Annotated in this window: 14 protein-coding genes and 1 other RNA gene; 9 read left to right on the top strand and 6 right to left on the bottom strand. The window is 48.9% G+C overall.

Features of this window, described 5'->3' with window-relative positions:
• Positions 1-239: 239 nt before the first annotated feature.
• Positions 240-2,138, bottom strand: a complete 1,899-nt coding sequence (locus JMW05_RS01510; RefSeq protein ID WP_201503661.1) for a TonB-dependent receptor plug domain-containing protein — start codon at positions 2,136-2,138, stop codon at positions 240-242.
• A gap of 475 nt (positions 2,139-2,613) precedes the next feature.
• Here JMW05_RS01510 and JMW05_RS01505 point away from each other — a divergent pair, with 475 nt between their 5' ends.
• Positions 2,614-4,509 (top strand): mechanosensitive ion channel family protein, encoded by a 1,896-nt coding sequence (locus JMW05_RS01505; RefSeq protein ID WP_227691391.1) that lies wholly within the window; start codon positions 2,614-2,616, stop codon positions 4,507-4,509.
• A 95-nt stretch (positions 4,510-4,604) separates the two neighbouring features.
• Here the strand turns inward: JMW05_RS01505 and JMW05_RS01500 are convergent, their stop codons facing one another.
• The 4 genes from JMW05_RS01500 to JMW05_RS01485 form a co-directional block, all read right to left on the bottom strand.
• The gene (locus JMW05_RS01500) at positions 4,605-5,339 is read right to left on the bottom strand and encodes a Smr/MutS family protein (RefSeq protein WP_201503660.1); all 735 of its coding nucleotides are present in this window, start codon (positions 5,337-5,339) and stop codon (positions 4,605-4,607) included.
• Positions 5,340-5,428: 89 nt separating this feature from the next.
• Complete coding sequence (gene trpC / locus JMW05_RS01495) at positions 5,429-6,289, bottom strand: indole-3-glycerol phosphate synthase TrpC (protein WP_201503659.1); 861 nt, start codon at positions 6,287-6,289, stop codon at positions 5,429-5,431.
• 73 nt (positions 6,290-6,362) lie between these two features.
• On the bottom strand, positions 6,363-7,472 hold the full coding sequence (gene trpD, locus JMW05_RS01490; protein WP_201503658.1) for an anthranilate phosphoribosyltransferase: 1,110 nt from the start codon (positions 7,470-7,472) through the stop codon (positions 6,363-6,365).
• 66 nt (positions 7,473-7,538) lie between these two features.
• Entirely contained in the window at positions 7,539-8,162 is a 624-nt protein-coding gene (locus tag JMW05_RS01485; RefSeq protein WP_201503657.1) for an anthranilate synthase component II, read from the bottom strand.
• A gap of 539 nt (positions 8,163-8,701) precedes the next feature.
• On the opposite strand from JMW05_RS01485, the gene glnA reads away from it, so the two are divergent.
• The gene (glnA, locus tag JMW05_RS01480; protein WP_201503656.1) at positions 8,702-10,111 is read left to right on the top strand and encodes a type I glutamate--ammonia ligase; all 1,410 of its coding nucleotides are present in this window, start codon (positions 8,702-8,704) and stop codon (positions 10,109-10,111) included.
• Between the two features lie 298 nt (positions 10,112-10,409).
• Complete coding sequence (locus tag JMW05_RS01475; protein WP_201503655.1) at positions 10,410-11,126, top strand: DUF4124 domain-containing protein; 717 nt, start codon at positions 10,410-10,412, stop codon at positions 11,124-11,126.
• Between the two features lie 114 nt (positions 11,127-11,240).
• Here the strand turns inward: JMW05_RS01475 and JMW05_RS01470 are convergent, their stop codons facing one another.
• Positions 11,241-11,972, bottom strand: coding sequence for an SIMPL domain-containing protein (locus JMW05_RS01470; protein WP_201503654.1), 732 nt, complete (start codon positions 11,970-11,972; stop codon positions 11,241-11,243).
• Between the two features lie 365 nt (positions 11,973-12,337).
• Between JMW05_RS01470 and ffs the strand changes: the two genes are divergently transcribed.
• The 6 genes from ffs to JMW05_RS01440 all read left to right on the top strand — a co-directional run bounded on the left by ffs (position 12,338) and on the right by JMW05_RS01440 (position 18,154).
• Positions 12,338-12,434: signal recognition particle sRNA small type (ffs, locus tag JMW05_RS01465), an RNA gene on the top strand.
• Positions 12,435-12,871: 437 nt separating this feature from the next.
• A complete protein-coding gene (locus JMW05_RS01460) occupies positions 12,872-13,807 on the top strand; it encodes a hypothetical protein (RefSeq protein WP_201503653.1) in 936 nt (311 codons plus the stop codon).
• Positions 13,808-14,138: 331 nt separating this feature from the next.
• The gene (serC, locus tag JMW05_RS01455; RefSeq protein WP_201503652.1) at positions 14,139-15,248 is read left to right on the top strand and encodes a 3-phosphoserine/phosphohydroxythreonine transaminase; all 1,110 of its coding nucleotides are present in this window, start codon (positions 14,139-14,141) and stop codon (positions 15,246-15,248) included.
• A gap of 130 nt (positions 15,249-15,378) precedes the next feature.
• Positions 15,379-16,302 (top strand): LysM peptidoglycan-binding domain-containing protein, encoded by a 924-nt coding sequence (locus JMW05_RS01450; protein WP_201503651.1) that lies wholly within the window; start codon positions 15,379-15,381, stop codon positions 16,300-16,302.
• Between the two features lie 247 nt (positions 16,303-16,549).
• Positions 16,550-17,296 (top strand): lytic transglycosylase, encoded by a 747-nt coding sequence (locus JMW05_RS01445; RefSeq protein ID WP_201503650.1) that lies wholly within the window; start codon positions 16,550-16,552, stop codon positions 17,294-17,296.
• Between the two features lie 339 nt (positions 17,297-17,635).
• On the top strand, positions 17,636-18,154 hold the full coding sequence (locus tag JMW05_RS01440; protein WP_201503649.1) for a LysM peptidoglycan-binding domain-containing protein: 519 nt from the start codon (positions 17,636-17,638) through the stop codon (positions 18,152-18,154).
• Positions 18,155-18,530 lie beyond the last annotated feature (376 nt).

The raw sequence follows: 18,530 nt of genomic DNA, 5'->3' as shown, positions 1-18,530 counted from the left end.
GACATGACGTCACTTGTGCTACCGAGCCTAACATAAAAACATGCTTTATGACGCAACACCCCTCGGCGCGGTTATTGTAATGGATAGCGCGGTCTTTGTCACCTATGTAAAAAGCCAGCACAATAAAGTTGGGCGCGGCAAATCAGCAGTACAGAGGCACAAAAAAAGGTCACCTGTAGGCGACCTTTTTTATAACGACTAATAACGGATACGCTTTAATGGGCGCTCATAAACCGCACTTAATACCACGTGTACGTGAGTGAGGTAAAGAAGTTGGTGCCGTCGGTGTTGTAACCTGGAACTGTGACGTATTTTTTATTGGTGACGTTGTTTAAGCGCGCACTCATTGACAGATTGTCTGACAGCTCGTAGTTGCCGCTGAGGTTTAGCAAGCCATAATGCTCAACTTCTTTGGCAGCCGTGTTGGCAGCATCGCTGTAGTAATCGCCAACGTACTGATATTCGGCGCGCACATCTAAGCTTGGCAGACGGTAGCCGACATACACCAAGCCTTGATGTTCAGGGCGGATAGGCAAAAACTTACCATCGTTGCTGCCGCCACTGTTGTCTTTGGCCTTTTGGTAGTCGTAGCTGCCACCGAATAAGTAATTGTTCATTTCCCAATCAGAGGTCAATGACACGCCTTCGATTTTGGCTTGATTGATGTTTTTTGCTTGGAAGTTAGAATAGGCAATCAGGTCGTCAACATCATTACGATAGCCTGTCAGGCGTGTGTTGTGGCTCATGCGATCATACTGACCGTCATATTGAGCGAATACTTCGTAGTTGTCGCTGGTTTCAGGTCTGAGGTTTAAGTCACCACCGTATGCAGGGCTAAGCTCATTAAAAGACGGTGCGCGAAAACCTTTGGCATAATTTGCGCCAACACGAAAATCGGGGCTGAGATGTACTGCGCCGCCTAGATTGTAGGTGGTTTCGTCCCCGTAGCGTGAGTCGTCATCGTAACGCACGTTGGCTTGACCATCAAAGCGGTCATTGGCAAGCACGTAGCCTGCAAAGGCGCTTTTAACATCACGGTCGTCAATACTGTAGCCTGTGCTGTCTAGCCCTTGCGTTAAGTACTCTACACCGTAAACGCCTTGACCCATGCCCAGTTTGTTTTTACCAATCAAGGTTACTTGGTCTTGGGTGCTGTCAAAGACACTAGGAAAGCTGTCAAAAGAGGTACTCTTATCAACAGAGCGGCCGTATTGCAGCTTGACTGACGCATCAGGCATATACTGCCAATCGACATAGGCTTGTAACGCGCCATTTTCTTGGTCAGCATAAACGTCATCAAGCGCGCCGTCGTCGTATTCGGTGGTTGATTTGCTGTACAGACCACTGGTACCCATCATCAGCGCATTGTTAAAACGATGGTTCAGTGCAAAGCTAAAGTTGTCAGATTCGAAGCCATCATTGTCTTTGTTGTATATAGGATAACCATAAATGCCATCGGCACTAGGCAATGTGGCATTGATGCCTTTGGTCTCGTTATGGCTTGCCGCAAGGCTAAAGCTCGTACCTTCACCATTGGTCACTTGTGCGTTCGCGCCATAGGTGTAGTGGTCGTGCGAGCCCGCGCCAGCAGTCACAGCAAAGCTGTTGTTATAGACGCTATTGCCTTTGGTAAAGATTTGAATGACGCCGCCCATCGCATCTGAGCCATAAATACTTGAGCCTGATGCGCCATACAGCACTTCGATACGCTCGATTTGGTCGGCGGGCAGTAGGTTAAGGGCAGCACCACCAAGACTGACAGAGCTGTAGCGTATGCCGTCAATCAAAACCAGAATTTGTCGGTTATCATAACCGCGCACATAAAAGTTAGATGCGGTACCCAAGCCACCGTTTTGCTTAAAGGTCACGCCTGGCTGACGCTTGATGATATCAAGGGCACTTTGACCTTGATAGCGCTTGAGTTCTTCTTCATCAATCACGCGCGTTTGGGCGATGGTGTTTTCGACTTTGGTTGGTGTGCGGTTGGCGGTGACCACAATGGCGTCAAACTCAGCGGTAGGCTGGTCGGTTTCAGCCGTGTCGGTGGTCGCTGCGTTGGCTTGCAGGGCCACTACACTAAGGGCGCTCAGCACACATAGGCGAAGATAAGCGGTTGAAGATGAAGGCGATAGCATCATAATCTATTCTCAAAGAATCAAATCAAAAATAAGTGAAAGGATGTGTTACAAAATTGGCACACACCAAACAGGGGACATTATCTAGAAATATTACAGATTTATAAACCATTTTTTTCACAATGTTTATTCACGCTGTCGTGAGTATCTTTCAATATGGTAAATAAAGGGGGCAGATGCAGCCTAAGTGCAATCGATAAGCAAAGCCATACGCGGTGTATTGACTAAGCAATAGGCGACAAATAACAAACGCAATAAACATGAGTAATTCATAGAACCATTCGGCGTTATAAGTACAATAGAGCACCAAGCAACCGCATGACTGCCGCCAAAGCCAGCGGTCATCAAAGATGACGCGACAAGCTTTGGTGACAAAGCACCAACAAAGTGCCGACAAAGTAACGGCGGCTAGGGTTTTGCTTTGGCTGTGATTGGCTTAAGATGCGCATAAGGTAAAGACACGAGTGAGGGGTAAGGTTTGAAGAACACAGGTAAAGGTCGTGCCAATGGGCGCTGGCTGGCGATAGGGCGTAGCATACGCTGGCTGATGCTGTTGTTATGCACCGCATTACCGATGCTGGCATGGTCGGCGGAGAGCAGTGTGCTTGGTATTGGGGACAGCAGTGGTGAGGCGAGTGCTGAGGTCAGTATGCCTGATCCTTTCGGACGCGACACCCCGCGCCAAGCAGTACAAGGCTTTATTAGCGCGCTCAGTGACAACGACTATTTGCTGGCAAGTAATTATCTGAACCTCTCCAAAGCCGACAACCCTGCGACCGTCATCCGTCAGTTCAAACAAGCCCTCGATGCAGGCGGACGCTTTCAGACCGACCTTCAGCTGAGCAATGTACCTGAAGGCAACTTGACCGACCAGCTGCCACCGAGCCAAGAGCGCGTCGGGGACATTCGTATTGCGGACAAAAACATTCCGCTGCTCTTAGAGCGCGTGGTGTCAAAGACAGGCGCGCAGTATTGGCAGTTCTCAAGCGAAACGCTTAAGCCATTAGCAGAAGTGGTGGAAAATACCGAGCCAACACTGGTCGCCCGCTATACCTCTGAGGCGTTAAAAGACAAAAAACTGATGGGCTATCAGCTCGTCGATGTCGTCGCCGCCGTGGTGTTGACGGTGGGCAGCTTCATACTCACCTATGTGCTGGTATGGCTGTGCTATCACTTGCTCAAGCTGATTTATCCGCGTGTGCGCGGTCATCAGCTGCCACTACCGAACAGGGTGATTTTGCCATTGGCGGTGGTCATTATGGCGTTAATGCTCTCCGAGGTCATGGTGTACGCGGGCGTGTCCGTGACGCTGCGTGAGCCTGTCAATCGCTTTACCGAGATTGCCTCGTGGCTTGCCATGACGTGGTTGCTACTGCGCGTGATTGATGCGCTGTTTGGTCGTGCCGAAGCCATGAGCTATAAGCGTAATCATATTGAGCGCGTATCGATTTTGGGACTGCTGCGCAAAATCGTTAAAGCGCTGCTGCTGATTTTTGCGGTCATCGTTATCTTTGGCAACCTAGGCTTTGACTTAACCACAGGGATTGCGGCGCTGGGTGTCGGTGGTTTGGCATTGGCACTGGGTGCGCAAAAGACCATCGAAAACTTGGTCGGTAGTGTGGTGGTGGTCGCCGACTCACCTGTGCGCGTGGGCGATTATTGCAAATTTGGCACTTATGAAGGCACGGTCGTGGATATCGGCATTCGCTCCTCGCGCGTGCGTACACTTAGCCGTACCATCGTCACCATTCCGAACGGCGATTTTTCGTCCATGCAAATTGAAAACTACGCCGCGCGCGATATGTTCCGCTTTTTGCACAATATTTATCTAAAGCGCAATGCGGAGATTGATGAAATATTCCGTCTGGTCAAGGACTTAAATACCTTTATAGAAAAGCATGAGCTGACCAACCAAGAATGGAATCAGGCCAATATCAATGAGCTGCGCCAAGACTGCTATGTTATTCAGCTACAAGCCTACGTAAATGCAGGCAGTATCATTGAGTTTTATGACAAACAAAACGTGCTGTTCGTCGATATTTTAAACGAAATTGAAAAGTATAAAGTCGAGCATGCCTTGCCGACGCAGCAGCTGATTGTTGACCAAGACGCGTTGATGCAAGAGGTAAATGACACTCCAGACGTAAGCGACACCCCCAATATGCCAGCAGCGACTGAACCCGCTACGCCCGCTGACAACGCTGTGGTACTCAATAAAGACGATGCCGATGCGCCAGACGAGACGGACGCCGAGACTGAAACAGACGAGACGCCTGCTGCGCCTACCGATAAGAAAAGCCCCGCCAGCAACTCAAATCTAGAGCGCGTGGCAAAGCATCACTTTCGGGGGCTAAAAAGAAAGCTGGGCTACTAGGTTTCTGCTAGCAAAATTTAGCCCATAAAAAAGGCTGCGTTGTGCAGCCTTTTTTATGTCGTATGGTTTACCAAAGCGGTAACCAGCTGACAGTATTAACGCTTGTCGTCGTCTTTGGCTTTTTTAAGCAGTACCAAGACCGCGCCATTGCCGCCATCTTTTGGTGGCGCTGAGCAAAATGCCAGTACTTCAGGCAGCTGACGTAGCCAGCCGTTGACGCAAGTTTTTAAAATGGCTTCGCTGCCTTTGCCGTGTACGACTTTAACCACGGTTTCATTGTTGTTTTTGGCTTGTACAAGCAAAGTGGTCAAGGCTTCGCGTGCCTCTTCAATGGTGCAGCCATGGATATCGACCGCATCATACCAGCGCAGTTTACCTTGCTTTAACTGAGTAAAGACTTTGTTTTGTAGCGTTGGCTGCTTAAATGACAGATACGCTTCGCTCGCCACAGGGCTGAGCAGTGCTTTCATGTCAGACAGACCCACGTCCAGACCGCCTGTGTCCGCGCCTTGCGCTGCGGCACGCTTTGACAAGGTCGCCGCGTCTACGGTTGTGCTCTTATCCGCTGCTGTTGGCGTGCGCGTGTTTTTGTCTTTGAGCTGGTTGACGCCGTGCATGGCTTGCATAAACAAGACTTTGTCGTCATCAATATGCTCGCTATCAAGCTGCTTGACGGTTTTTTTGACTTGTTTTTGCGTCGGTAGTGACACAGGCTCGGTCGGTTTTTGCCCATCGCCATTGGCGTCGGTGGTGTCACGCCCTTTGCTTAGTTGTCCTTTTAGCTCTTTGAGCTGGTCTTGCATTTCTTTTGAAAACAGAGAATTTGCCATAACAATATGTGTATTACTGTATTGATAAATGAAAAAAGAAAAGCCCCAAAACACCTCGGGGCTTCATGCTTGGGATAATGAGCTACACTTTACGCGCTTGTGTTCACGCTCGCAAGTAGTGATTGTAACGCCTGACCAGGATGCTCAGTTTTCATAAACTGCTCGCCAATCAAAAAGTGGCGAATGTCTTGCCCAAGCATCAGCTCAATGTCAGCAGCGCTATGAATGCCACTTTCGGTCACGATAAGCGGTTTGTCAGCGCTGTCATCAGCAGATAATGCGGCAATCAGCTGTGCCTTTAATGCCAAGGTGTTTTGCAAATCGACCTCAAAGGTATTCAAATTACGGTTATTGATGCCGTAGATATTGTGCGTTGAGCGCGGCAGGGTTAGGGCGCGCTGTAGCTCTTCTTCGGTATGAATTTCAATCAGTACATCCATGCCCAGCTGAATGCTAAGCGCGTGCAGCTCATGCACGGTGGCATCATCGAGACACGCCATAATCAGCAAGATACAATCCGCACCCAGCACGTAAGACTGATAAATTTGATACGCATCAATCATAAAGTCTTTGCGCAGGACGGGCAGGGTGGTCGCCGCGCGCGCCGCCTGTAAATAGGCATCATCACCTTGAAAATAATCGCGGTCAGTCAATACTGACAGGCAGCTTGCGCCCGCCGCTTGATACTGCTCAGCAAACAGCGCAGGCTCAAAGTTGTGATTAATGATGCCTTTTGATGGTGAGGCTTTTTTGACCTCAGCGATGATGCCGATATCAGCGCTGCGTAGTGCGTTGGCAAAGCCGCGTCTTGGTGTGTCATCGTTTTTTGCTTGCTCGGCTAGTGCGTCCAGCGGCAGATCGCTGCGCGCTTTGGCAACTTCGTCTTGCTTGGTGCGCACGATGCGCTGCAATACAGAGGGGATATCAGCAGTGTGAGAAGAAGTGGTCATCAGGTATCCAAATAATAATATGTAAAAACAACCGCTCAATAATGACGGCTAAAAAAATAGCTAACAAGTAAGTTTACGGCGCGCTGGCAAGTGACTGTGAATAGGTCGCCAGCGATTCCATTTTGGCAAGCGCGCTGCCGTCATGAATGGCGGCTTTGGCTTTGTCTACGCCCTCACGGTAGCTGCTCGCCACGCCTGAGGTGTAGATTGCCGCGCCTGCATTTAACGCAATCATATCACGCGCTTTGAGTACCGAGCGGGTGTCGGTGTCGTCGCCACTGAGTGCGGCGCGTATTAGTGCCAAGCTGTCACTGGGCGAGGCCACATCCAAGCCAATCAGGGTTTGCGATTCGATGCCCACATCTTCAGGGGTGACTTGATAGACCGACACTTCACCGTCTTTTAGCTCGGCAACCGTGGTCGAGGTGGCAAGGCTAATCTCATCCAAGCCATCTTTTGAGCCGACCACCATCACATGCTGCGCGCCCAGATTACGCATGACTTTTGCCAGTGGCTCGCACAGCTCATCGGTAAAGACACCAATTACCAAGTTGGGCACGCTGGCAGGGTTGGTCAAAGGACCTAAAATATTAAAAATGGTACGTGATTTGAGTGCACGGCGAATCGGATTGGCATGACGCATGGCGCTGTGGTGATTGGGCGCGAACAAAAAGCCAATGCCTTCGTTCTCAATACACAGCTTGGCTTGTTCAGGGGTGAGCTGCAAGCTGATGCCCACTTGCTCTAACAAGTCTGAGCTGCCCGACTTGGTCGATACGCCGCGGTTGCCGTGCTTAGCGACCTGCGCGCCAGCCGCCGCGGTAACGAATGCTGAGGCGGTAGACACGTTAAAAATATTAGCGCCATCGCCGCCTGTCCCCACGATATCGACCAAATGCGCGCAGTCTTGCGGTTCAATCTTGTCCGCCAACTCACGCATAGCACTTGCCGCTGCGCTAATCTCCTCAATCGATTCGCCCTTCATGCGTAGCGCGGTCAGTATCGCGCCCATCAAGGCACTGTCACAGCGCCCTTGCATGATAATCAGCATGACCGTGCGCATCTCATCAAAGGTCAAATCAATATGGTCAAACATCCGCGACAATGCCGTGGTTAAGTGCTTATGAATGTCCTCATCGCTCATGGCAGTGATGTCTTCGGGGCGTTTATTGGTTGCTGTCATTAGTATCTCTTCTTATAAAATAGTTTTGTTTGCAAAATAGTTGTGTTTGTTATCAGGAATTCAGCGTTAGCCGACTTGCGGCAACTCATTGTCATTCAAGCGCGCCAGTCCATGCGCCGCCAAGAAGTTATTCAGCAAATGATAGCCCGCTTCGCTTAAAATCGATTCAGGGTGGAATTGCACCCCTTCAATCGCGAGCGTACGATGGCGAAAGCCCATAATCTCCTCGATGCTGCCGTTTTCATATTGCGTCCATGCCGTCATCTCAAGGCATTCAGGCAGCGTGTCCTTGTCTACCACCAGCGAGTGATAGCGGGTAAAGGTCGATGGGTTGGGCAAGTTGGCAAATACGCCTTGATTGTTGTGATACACCTTTGATAAGCGCCCGTGCATTACTTGACCTGCCTTGACCACCTCGCCACCGAACGCTTGCCCAATCGCCTGATGACCCAAGCAAATGCCCAAAATCGGAATAACGCCTTGAAAGGTTTCAATCACCTCAAGCGAAATCCCCGCACGGTCAGGGTCGCACGGTCCAGGTCCGATGACAATCACATCAGGCGCGAGCGCTTTAATATCACTAATGCTCACTTGATCATTACGCCAGACGGTCACTTCCTGCTGTAGCTCGCCGAAGTACTGTACGATGTTGTACGTAAAGCTGTCGTAATTATCAATCATCAAAATCATGGTCTGCTAAGCCTAATAGGATAAATAAAAAAGCCACCGCCCATGACGCTGCAATAGCGCTGCGCCCATGCGGTAGACAAGTTATCTTACCATTATTTACCCCATGAGCAAGCAGCCAGTACAGACAATATATAGAACTTGGCACGCAAGAGATGCCCCGATATAACGCAAAAATAAATATTTTGCACCAACATGAATCAAAAGCACCAAAGAAGCGCATGATATAAAATGCATTGGGTAAACAAATACCGTAAAACCGTATCAAAAAAGCACGAATCTATAGGTTTTTATCAAAAATAGCAGAAAAACAGACGGTTTTTATAAATTGGCACAGGCGTTGCATCATAGTAGCCAACATCAGCAACTCACTTTATGCTGTAGATTGCAGATTTATGTCTATTGTTTTAAAGACAATAGATACCGAGTAGCGAGCGCGCAAATAAGCTACCCGCAGTAAAAGATAGCTGCTATGATGACAAACGCAGTAATTTACTGATTGCATCACTTTAATGAACATAACAACCATGAGGGAGACATTCATGTCGAACAAACTACTAGAGCTTATCGAATCTTCTGATGCCAAATGGGTGGACTTTCGTTTTACAGACACACGTGGTAAAGAGCAACACATCAGCTATCCTGCATCAAGTATTGATGAAGAAGTACTAGAAGAAGGCAAAATGTTTGACGGCTCGTCAATTGCGGGCTGGAAAGGCATCGAAGCCTCAGATATGATTTTGCGTCCTGATCCAGAGACCGCATTCATCGACCCATTCTTTGAAGCGACCACTGTTGTCGTGACCTGTGATATCATCGAGCCATCAACGCTACAAGGCTATGATCGTGACCCACGCTCTATCGCTCGCCGCGCAGAAGAATACTTAAAATCAACGGGCATCGGCGACACCGCATTCTTTGGTCCTGAGCCAGAATTTTTCATCTTTGACGATGTCAAATGGTCAATCGACATGTCAGGCGTCAGCCACAAAATCACTGCTGAAGAAGCGGCATGGTCAACCAACGAAAGCTACGACTGGGGCAACAAAGCGCACCGTCCACGCGTCAAAGGCGGCTACTTCCCAGTACCACCAATCGACAGCTCACAAGACATGCGTTCTGTGATGTGCGAGCGCCTAGAAGAAATCATGGGCGAAGACCGCGTTGAAGTACATCACCACGAAGTGGCGTCTTGCCAATCAGAAATCGGCGTATCGTTCAACACCATGGTACGTAAAGCAGATGAAGTACAGCAGCTAAAATACGTGATTCACAACGTCGCGCATCAGTTCGGCAAAACCGCAACCTTTATGCCAAAGCCAATTGTTGGTGACAACGGCTCAGGCATGCACGTACACATCTCAATCTCAAAAGACGGTCAAAACACCTTTGCAGGCGATGAGTACGCGGGTCTGTCAGAAACCGCACTATTCTTCATCGGTGGTATCATCCATCACGCACGCGCCCTAAACGCGATTACCAACCCATCGACCAACAGCTACAAGCGTCTAGTACCACACTACGAAGCGCCGATTAAGTTGGCATACTCTGCGCGTAACCGTTCAGCGTCTATCCGTATTCCACACGTATCAAGCCCGAAAGCGATTCGTGTTGAAGCGCGTTTCCCTGACCCAACGGCAAACCCATACTTGGCATTTGCTGCGCTATTGATGGCAGGTCTTGACGGTATCCAAAACAAAATGCACCCTGGCGATGCGGCGGATAAGAACCTATACGACCTACCACCAGAAGAAGAAGCACAAATCCCAACCGTTGCTGAGAGCCTAGATGTGGCACTACAAGCGCTAAAAGATGACCACGAGTTCTTACTAAAAGGCGACGTGTTCACCAAAGACATGCTAGATGCCTACATCGCGCTAAAAGAAGAAGAAGTACAGCGCGTCAACGTCACTGTGCATCCTGTAGAGTTCGACCTATACTACAGCTGCTAATCTGACGTCGGGTCAAGCCAGCCACGCTACTTGACCCACTGACAGCACGCAAAACCCAGTCAGGCTCGCTTGGCTGGGGTTTTTTTGCGTTTGTCACTTTGTCACATAGGCGCTTGATTTGTCTTAAGTTATTAAAATCAAAGTCATTATTATCGGAAGATTATAACCGTTCACACAGATAGCCTATTGATTTTTATCAAAAAATAATCAAAACTATAGCTTGCGCGAAAAGGTGTTTATTAGTGGATAACCCGCGCGCGGCAACCTCCTTTTTTCTGATTTGACACAGGTGACCAACTTGAAAAAAACGATTGTAAACGCGTTCGGACACGTGACCAAGCCACTGATGATGACTGTGGGTGCAGTGTGTTTGCTCAGCAGTGCAGCATTGGTCGCCGCGCCTGTCTATAAGGTGGTCGATGATTCAGGACGCGTCACCTATACCGATAACCCAAGCAGCTACCAGCATGCAGGGCAGTCGGTGAGTGTTACCAGTATCAATACCGTGAGCGACCGCCAAGCCCGCGCTGCGACAACGCAAACCAACACAGCAGCGCGTGGACAGACCGATCTGCCAAGTGCTGCGATTAAAACGGACGCCCCTGTACAGACCAACTATCAATTATCGATTCTAGAGCCGAGCACAGAGCGCGCTTATCAACGCCCAGCGCAGAGCGTGGACATTGTGCTACAGGTCAGTCCTCAGCTACAAAATGGCGATCAAGTCACCATCTATGTCGATGGCAATGCCCGCGCACAAGGGCTGAGTATGAGTATCCCGACCGTTGATTTAACGCCAGGCGCGCACCGTATCAAGGCAGAAGTGGTCACTGAAAAAGGGGATGTCCGTGCCAGCGTACAGCGTACGGTACATGTGATTCAAAACACCTTAATCTTACGACAAAAAAAGCAAGCAGCAGAAAAGCTTGCCGCGCAGCTTTTGGCGTATGAGCGTTTGCCATGGCACCAAAAATTGCTGGTCCGTATGCAGGGCAGCGACGCCGTTAATCAGTAAGACAGGTAACGCGCTGATATCGCGCCAGTATCTACGGAACAAAGACAGCACCAAAAAAAAGCAGCCCCTTTTATAGAGGCTGCTTTTTTATTTGCTTTGCGTTTAGAGGGCAGTTTATTTGCTCAGCTCGATTGTACCATTGGCAGTGACCGATACGGTGCTGTTGCCTGATTCAAAGTTTTGGCTTGGTACAGAGGCGTCCATCATTTCTGCTTTTGCCATTGAGCGATACATAGGTACGGGGTAATTGGTGCCTTTGTTTAGGTTAACCGACACGATGCGGTAGCCGCGTGCGCCCCAAGCGGTGGTCATCTCACGCGCTTGATTCTGAAAATCTTTTGACGCCTCGACCATTAGTTTCTTTTCGACTTCTGCTTTTTTGCTGTCAGAGACGCCAAAGCTAAGATTATTCATCATCATGTCTGATTGCAATTCGGCAATCAGCTGGCTGGTGGCTTCAAAATCACTGCTTTTTAGCTCGACATTGGCTTGACCTGTCCAGCCAGTGATTTTGTTGTTCTTGTCATAGCGTGGGTAGGTTTGCTGCTGACCTGTCGTCACCGTGACGGTAGGGTAGCGCTTGGCAATCATCATTGCCTTATTGATGCTGTTGGTCAGTGTGGTCGCAAGACTTTTGGCGTTGGTGGCTTGCGCTTGCTTATATAGGCTGGCGCGTATTTCGTCATTGGCGACTTCAGACTTGACTTCACTTTGAAAGCTGATTTGGTTGTAACCTGTGGTTTCTGCTTGCGCGCTGCCCATCGTCATGGCGGCCAACAATGCCGCACCTGATACAGTCAATAAAGGTTTGCGGACAGCAGTTTGTAGAGTGGTTAATGCGTTCATGGGATTTCCTCGAGATGGTAAACATATAAAAAAAGTGTGTTGCTTGTGCTTAATTTGCTTTTACCAAAAAAGCATTAAGACATTTATTATTTATTCAAAATAGCAAATACCCAGAAAGAATCTATAAGACTTTTGTCAATAGGTTACGGGTTTGTGTAGCAATACTTACTACAATTCCCAGCTAAGGGCTATGCTTTTGTTTTTTAATAGATTGCTGCATACGCACTGTTAACGACTTTCTGACGAATGGTATGGGCTAAAAACCATCGTCGATATTGCCGTCTTGATAGCCACTTATAGGAAGAATCTTGCGCAGGGGGTTGCAATCTGGGTACGTTATCCGTATACTTTGTGACTGGTGGCTCCACTGGTAGCCTCGCAACATTTCTCTACGAATCCCGCCAGGACCGGAAGGTAGCAACGGTAGTAGATTTGATGTGTGCCGAGGATGTGCTGGTGGAGTCGCTTTTTTTTGTGCTTGTATTTTGTTTGCCGTATGTGCTCAGCTGTTTTGCTGGGCTTTTTTGTGCATAAGATTTGTCCATCAAGTATCAAGCAAGTGCCAAACTGTCTTTTTGAGGCATCTACTTTAACTCTATCATCAAAGTATATAGCGCGAATAATACCACAGCGCCTTGTACAGAGAGGCGGTATACGCCGCAGCGAAGCCAGCAAAAAACACGCCGATAGATTATAATACCTATCAATGCTGGCTCAGTACATGACATCAGTACCTTGCATACTGAAATGCGGCACGATACGATGATTGGTCAAGACAAGCACGACGGTTTGATTGGGCTGGCACACTGCTGGCGGCAAGCGTGTCAACAGGTTGATGAATCAAACAGCGCCTTATAATTACGCGTTTGTGATTATTTTTATTGGGATAATGTGGGTCTATGAGTCAATGCGATACAACAGCCTCGCCGTCGCTTGAGCAGCGTAAGCAGCAGCGGCAGATTCTACAGATGATGGGTATTACCCAGTGGGTGTGCCCGCATGCGCCTGTAGTGGCTTTGGCGGATATTGCCGAGCAGAGCGATACCGAGCCTACTAATATCTTACCGACCGCACCAGTCAACACAGACACGCCCGCACACATCCATACCACCAAAGACCGACATCAACAAAATAGCCTAAGCAAAAATACCGATATTAACGAGACTCATGAAGTATCCGATGGGCAAGAAATAATTGATAGTGCCAATAGCGATTATGCCGATTACGCTGATGACGACTTTGACCGTGATAGTTTTGATAATGATGACTTTGACAGTGGGGATGCGTTTTATGATGACTTTCCTCAGTCTGACGCTATCAGCAATAGCGAAACCGCCGACACGATTTATCATTTTGACAGTTTAATCACGGACAGTAGCGACCAAATATCAGAGACGGCAGCAACCGATAGCCGCTTTCCGCGTCCGATAGCATCCGTGCCCACGGCGGCCAGCCAACAAAAAGTCGCTGCCTTTGATTTACAAGGCGGGCGCTATCAAAGCTGGGTGCTGCTGGTAGATATGCGTCAACTGACGCCCGACACGCAGGCATTGTGGCAAAACATCACCCAAGCGCTGCGTATATCTTGCGAAAACAATGCCTTCCCGCTGTGTCCAAATATGGATACGGCGGAGCTTGCCAATGCCAGTGTTGCAGGCTACGTGTTTCGATTGGGCAGGCAAGAGCATATCAAGGTGGCAGCACTGACCGCGCTGCCTGAGGGCGTCAGTCATCCAAACCTACATTCGCTACCCACACTAGAGACTATGCTGACTGCGCCTGAACAAAAGCGCGTATTTTGGCAGCAGCTGAGTGACGCTGCCGCCTCGCTATAGGCATTAATGCCTTTCAATAGTGCTGTTGCGGTTATAAGTGATGACTGAGGCATGATTATTTTGCCAAAATTTTGTAAGCTGTCAGACAAAATTTGTCATTATCATTGTCCAGTACTTCTCGTAAGCGGCGCATTTACGTATACTGTCAACGTCCATCGGCCTTTTTTAGGTCTATTTTTATGTTGGTCTGTCAGCATTGCCGCCACCCAATGTTGTGTGGCTGTCTCTGTTTGTCTCAGCCGATTCGTCCCGCGTGATGCGCCCAGTCTTAGAGCTTTGGGCAATGCATCAGGGGGGTTCTATGTTTTTTTCCCTATTTAGGATTTTTACCATGACGCAGCATCAGGATTTTCATCGTCTCCCCAATTTTTGTGCAGGTCCTGCCACCATGCCAACTGAAGTGCTGACGCTCGCCCAGTCGGAGCTTTTGGACTGGCAAGGTCGCGGTATGTCGGTGATGGAGATGAGCCACCGCAGTGCCGATTATATGGCGATTACTGCCAAGGCGGAAACCAAGCTGCGCGGGCTGATGGACATCCCTGATAATTACAAGGTGTTGTTTTTGCAAGGTGGCGCAAGCTTGCAGTTTTCAGCGATTCCGCTGAATCTTTTGAACAATCAAGCAGGCGACTATTTAACCACAGGGGCATGGTCTGGTAAGGCTGTTAAAGAAGCCAAGCGTTATGAAAAGCTGGGTCTGGGTCGTATTGCTGAAGTGGCGACAGGCAAGGGCAGTAACTTCACTGACGTGCCTGCGCAAAGTGAGTGGCAACTCAGTGATAATGCTGCCTATTTTCATTATTGCGCCAATGAGACTATTCACGGGCTACAAATCTTTGATGCACCAAAGGTTGATGCGCCACTGATTGCTGATATGTCTTCGTCTATATTATCAGAGCGTATCAATGTCTCTGACTTTGGCATGATATATGCAGGTGCGCAGAAGAACATCGGGCCTGCAGGTTTGGTCATCGTTATCATACGTGAGGACTTGTTAGACAATGCTAGCGAATGGTGCCCGATGCTGATGAATTATGCGCATCAGGCAGAAAAAGAATCGATGTCAAACACCCCAGCCACTTATGCGTGGTACTTATCTGGGTTGGTATTTGATTGGTTAGAAGAGCAAGGGGGTGTCGATGCTATTGGCAAAATCAATCGCCAAAAAGCTGAATTATTATACGCTACGATTGACAACAGCAGCTTTTATGCAAACCCCGTCGCCAAGGCGCACCGCTCTATCATGAACATTCCTTTTACCTTAGCAGACAGCAGCTTGGACAAGCTGTTCTTGACAGAATCTGAAAAGGCAGGTTTGTTAAACCTAAAAGGGCATCGTGACGTGGGCGGTATGCGTGCCAGTATTTACAATGCCGTACCTCTTGATTGGGTACAGCAGCTGGTGGACTTTATGCAAGACTTTGAAAAAAAGCATGCCTAAAAAAGGTTACGGCGCGCAGACTTAGTGACTAAAAAGAGTGGCTAAGTTTGCTTATAGACCGTGACGCTCTTGTGATTTGATATTTTTTGCCACTGCGCTTGGACAATAATGACAGACACAGGAGCTAGGAATGACATCACGCGTATGGGTACCGTGTAAACAGATATTGTGGGTGATATGCAGCATTGCGGCGTTAAGTGGTCACTTGGCGCACGCTTCAACCCATCATATCGTAGAGGACGGTGAGACATTGGCAGACATTGCCAATCGATATCAACTGACCAAGACCGCGCTGATTGATGCCAATGGACTCGAAGCCAGCACCCTGCGTGCAGGAAAAGTCCTACACATTCCCGAGCCCAATACCCAGCACAATATGTACCGTGTCGTGTCAGGCGATAGCCTAAGCAGCTTGTCCGCGCAGTACAATATCGATATCGAGCAACTGGCACATATCAACCGTATCAGCCCGCAATCAGGATTGATGATTGGCAGCACCCTTATCATTCCTGTAGCGACCAAAACCGCAGAAACGCCCAGCGCGCCGCCAATCGCTGCCAGCACAACCACCAAAAAAACCTCGGCAAACACAACAGCACCCAGCCATACTGTGGCTGTCAATAATGCGCCAAGTAAGACCGCGCGCACCCGCAGCCTATCTGCTAGCGCGCAAACCGTAACTACTCACCGCATCGAATACGGTGAAACCCTCTCCAGCATTGCCAAAAAATACAACTTAAGCATCAATACGTTAGCCAGCGCCAATCAAATGGCAATCGATGACCCTTTGTATTTTGGACGGATGCTCAGTATTCCTACGCAGACAGCCCCTAAGCCGCAACAGTCATCAATAAAAACCGCTGCTGCGCCGGCTGTGCAGACCTATACGGTGCAATCTGGTGATACCTTGATGGGTATCGCAAACCGATATGGGGTCAAGTTCATGGATATTGCCAAGCTCAGCCGCATTTCAGCCTATGACCCATTGGCAATCGGGCAGGTGTTAACGCTGCCACCCTCTGCTGCATTGGTAGCGCAAAGCACGACCCGCTAATGGCAAAGAAGGGTAAAAAAGCGATAAAGACGTTGTTTTTATTCGAATACTTTTTATATCCATAAAATACCCACCATATTGCCAAGAGGTGTGTTATCGGTCGGCTACAACAAGCACATTGATACCTGATGCCATATCTGTATGCTGATAAGTACCGCCGCGTATTGTACCTACGTTGTATATATAAGCTGCGAGTCAAGCGCGGTGGTAATAATAAAAATAGAAGACATAACTACAGGAGGTAATTATGAGTAACCGTTATAGAGATGGCGCTATTGGTAGCCTACTTGGGTGCGCCCTCGCATTCGGTATAAGTATGGCACACGCAGCGCCGCAAACGCGCGCCCATCAAATAGTGGCAGGTGATAACCTAAGCGTGCTGTCCAAACGCTACAATGTGAGTGTAGATATGCTGGCAAAGGCCAACAACATCACACCAAAAACCACCATCGTCATTGGTGATACGCTCAACATACCAATGCCCGCTGCTAACACTACTGCTGCTAAAAAAATACCAACACAGCCAGCAGCCAGTACTGCCAATACCACGAAATATCAAATCAAATCGGGCGATACGCTATTGGCAATCGCCAAGCGTTACAACGTCAGTGTTGAGGCATTGACCGCAGCAAATGACATGACCGCGACCACCATCATTCGTGCAGGCGACACGCTTGTCTTACCAAAAAACGCCAAAGCTGCACCTGTTACCCCTGCGGTAACCCTTGTCCCAAAACCACAGCCTAGCGCGAACAGCACACCAGTTGCGACCGCTGTTGCCACCTCACGTGAGATGCCAGACACCTATACCGTGCAGGCAGGGGACACCTTGATGGGTATTGCCAATCGCTATGGCATCAGCTACCAAGACATTGCCACTGCGAGCGGCATTGACGCGAACGCTACTTTGCAAATCGGGCAGACGTTGCGTCTCAAACTGGCGCCAGCGGTACAAACCACGGCTATGGCAATGGTCGATGATGATATTTATTAAGATACATTACTAGTAAGTGATGCTGATAAAGATGGTTTTTATGACCTTTTACTCAAAGTTGGTTCAATAAAGCCCGTATCAGCAACAATACCTTGATAGGTGCTCACGCGTCTTTGTCGTTGCGCAATACTACGCAAGTAACGTGCAACGCTCGCTACATTCCTCGCAGGCTCGGCTACATCCCGTATACCAACACGCAATGTCTCAAGTGTATAGTCACCAATAGCGTTATCCGCAGAGATAGCGCGGTGAACCTTATGGTATGACGGCTGCATGCTTTAATAAAGCAGCCTTTGTCTCACAGCATAATAAGACACGTATAGATTAGAGGACATAACGATGACCATCCTATCAAACACCCTATGTAAAACGCTCGGCGCTTTTGGTTTAATGACCGCATTCGGTATCGGTGCTGCACAAGCTGCGCCGCAGATAGACAGCCATCAGCAGCTTAGCACGCACCATGTGGTCTCAGGCGACAGCCTAAGCCGCATCGCACAGGACAATGACTTAAGTGTCGGCGTTCTTGCTGCCGCCAACAACTTATTGCCGACCGCCAGCATTCAGGTGGGCAGCAACTTAAACATTCCAAGTGCTAGCGTCAATACACGTACCGCAGTCGCTGCAGACAGCGCCAGCCTACAAGGTCAGGTACAAAGCAGCCGCGCCAATGCCCGCGCTGCAGTCAATCAGCTAAACAATGGCGCAAAAGCACTCAAGACGTATACGGTACGCTCAAGCGATACCTTGCGCAGCATCGCCCGCAGTTATGGCATGGCATACGCAGATTTGGCGAGTGCCAACAACATCGCGGTCAATGGCACCTTGCACGTCGGACAGCAGCTGGTATTGCCATAAGTAATAAAGAAGCAAACATGCGATAAGTAGCCCCCTGCTTGATGGCTTGTACATAGCGATGCGATAAGACAATGTGATACGATTTATAGTCAGTCTACTCGGTAGGCTGGCTTTTTTTATACGATAAATAGCTTTAAGGTTTAAATATAATTAGCCTAAGCAGACAGATAAAGCAATAAAGCCAGTAGGCGATAAAAGCGAAGTTTGTTATGATAAACGTCTCATCAATGATTGTATGGATTAAGGGACGGTAAGCACGCCAATGATGACCCCCACGCTTTTTTTTGCGACAAGGCAGCGTCACCCAGCTGTCGGCAGTCGTTACTCATCAAACCCCCGCCAAGCTATTGGCAAGCGCCTTGCCCGCCCTGTGTAC

This window comes from Psychrobacter aestuarii, assembly GCF_904846035.1.
In the GTDB taxonomy this organism is placed as follows: domain Bacteria; phylum Pseudomonadota; class Gammaproteobacteria; order Pseudomonadales; family Moraxellaceae; genus Psychrobacter; species Psychrobacter aestuarii.
This window is presented reverse-complemented; position numbering and strand designations above follow the sequence as displayed.

Bases quoted from the DNA above. Each gene is read 5' to 3' on its own strand.
- JMW05_RS01510 (WP_201503661.1), bottom strand. From the start codon at position 2,138: ATGATGCTATCGCCTTCATCTTCAACCGCTTATCTTCGCCTATGTGTG.
- JMW05_RS01500 (WP_201503660.1), bottom strand. From the start codon at position 5,339: ATGGCAAATTCTCTGTTTTCAAAAGAAATGCAAGACCAGCTCAAAGAG.
- trpC (WP_201503659.1), bottom strand. From the start codon at position 6,289: ATGACCACTTCTTCTCACACTGCTGATATCCCCTCTGTATTGCAGCGC.
- trpD (WP_201503658.1), bottom strand. From the start codon at position 7,472: ATGACAGCAACCAATAAACGCCCCGAAGACATCACTGCCATGAGCGAT.
- JMW05_RS01485 (WP_201503657.1), bottom strand. From the start codon at position 8,162: ATGATTTTGATGATTGATAATTACGACAGCTTTACGTACAACATCGTA.
- glnA (WP_201503656.1), top strand. From the start codon at position 8,702: ATGTCGAACAAACTACTAGAGCTTATCGAATCTTCTGATGCCAAATGG.
- JMW05_RS01470 (WP_201503654.1), bottom strand. From the start codon at position 11,972: ATGAACGCATTAACCACTCTACAAACTGCTGTCCGCAAACCTTTATTG.
- JMW05_RS01460 (WP_201503653.1), top strand. From the start codon at position 12,872: ATGAGTCAATGCGATACAACAGCCTCGCCGTCGCTTGAGCAGCGTAAG.
- serC (WP_201503652.1), top strand. From the start codon at position 14,139: ATGACGCAGCATCAGGATTTTCATCGTCTCCCCAATTTTTGTGCAGGT.
- JMW05_RS01450 (WP_201503651.1), top strand. From the start codon at position 15,379: ATGACATCACGCGTATGGGTACCGTGTAAACAGATATTGTGGGTGATA.
- JMW05_RS01445 (WP_201503650.1), top strand. From the start codon at position 16,550: ATGAGTAACCGTTATAGAGATGGCGCTATTGGTAGCCTACTTGGGTGC.
- JMW05_RS01440 (WP_201503649.1), top strand. From the start codon at position 17,636: ATGACCATCCTATCAAACACCCTATGTAAAACGCTCGGCGCTTTTGGT.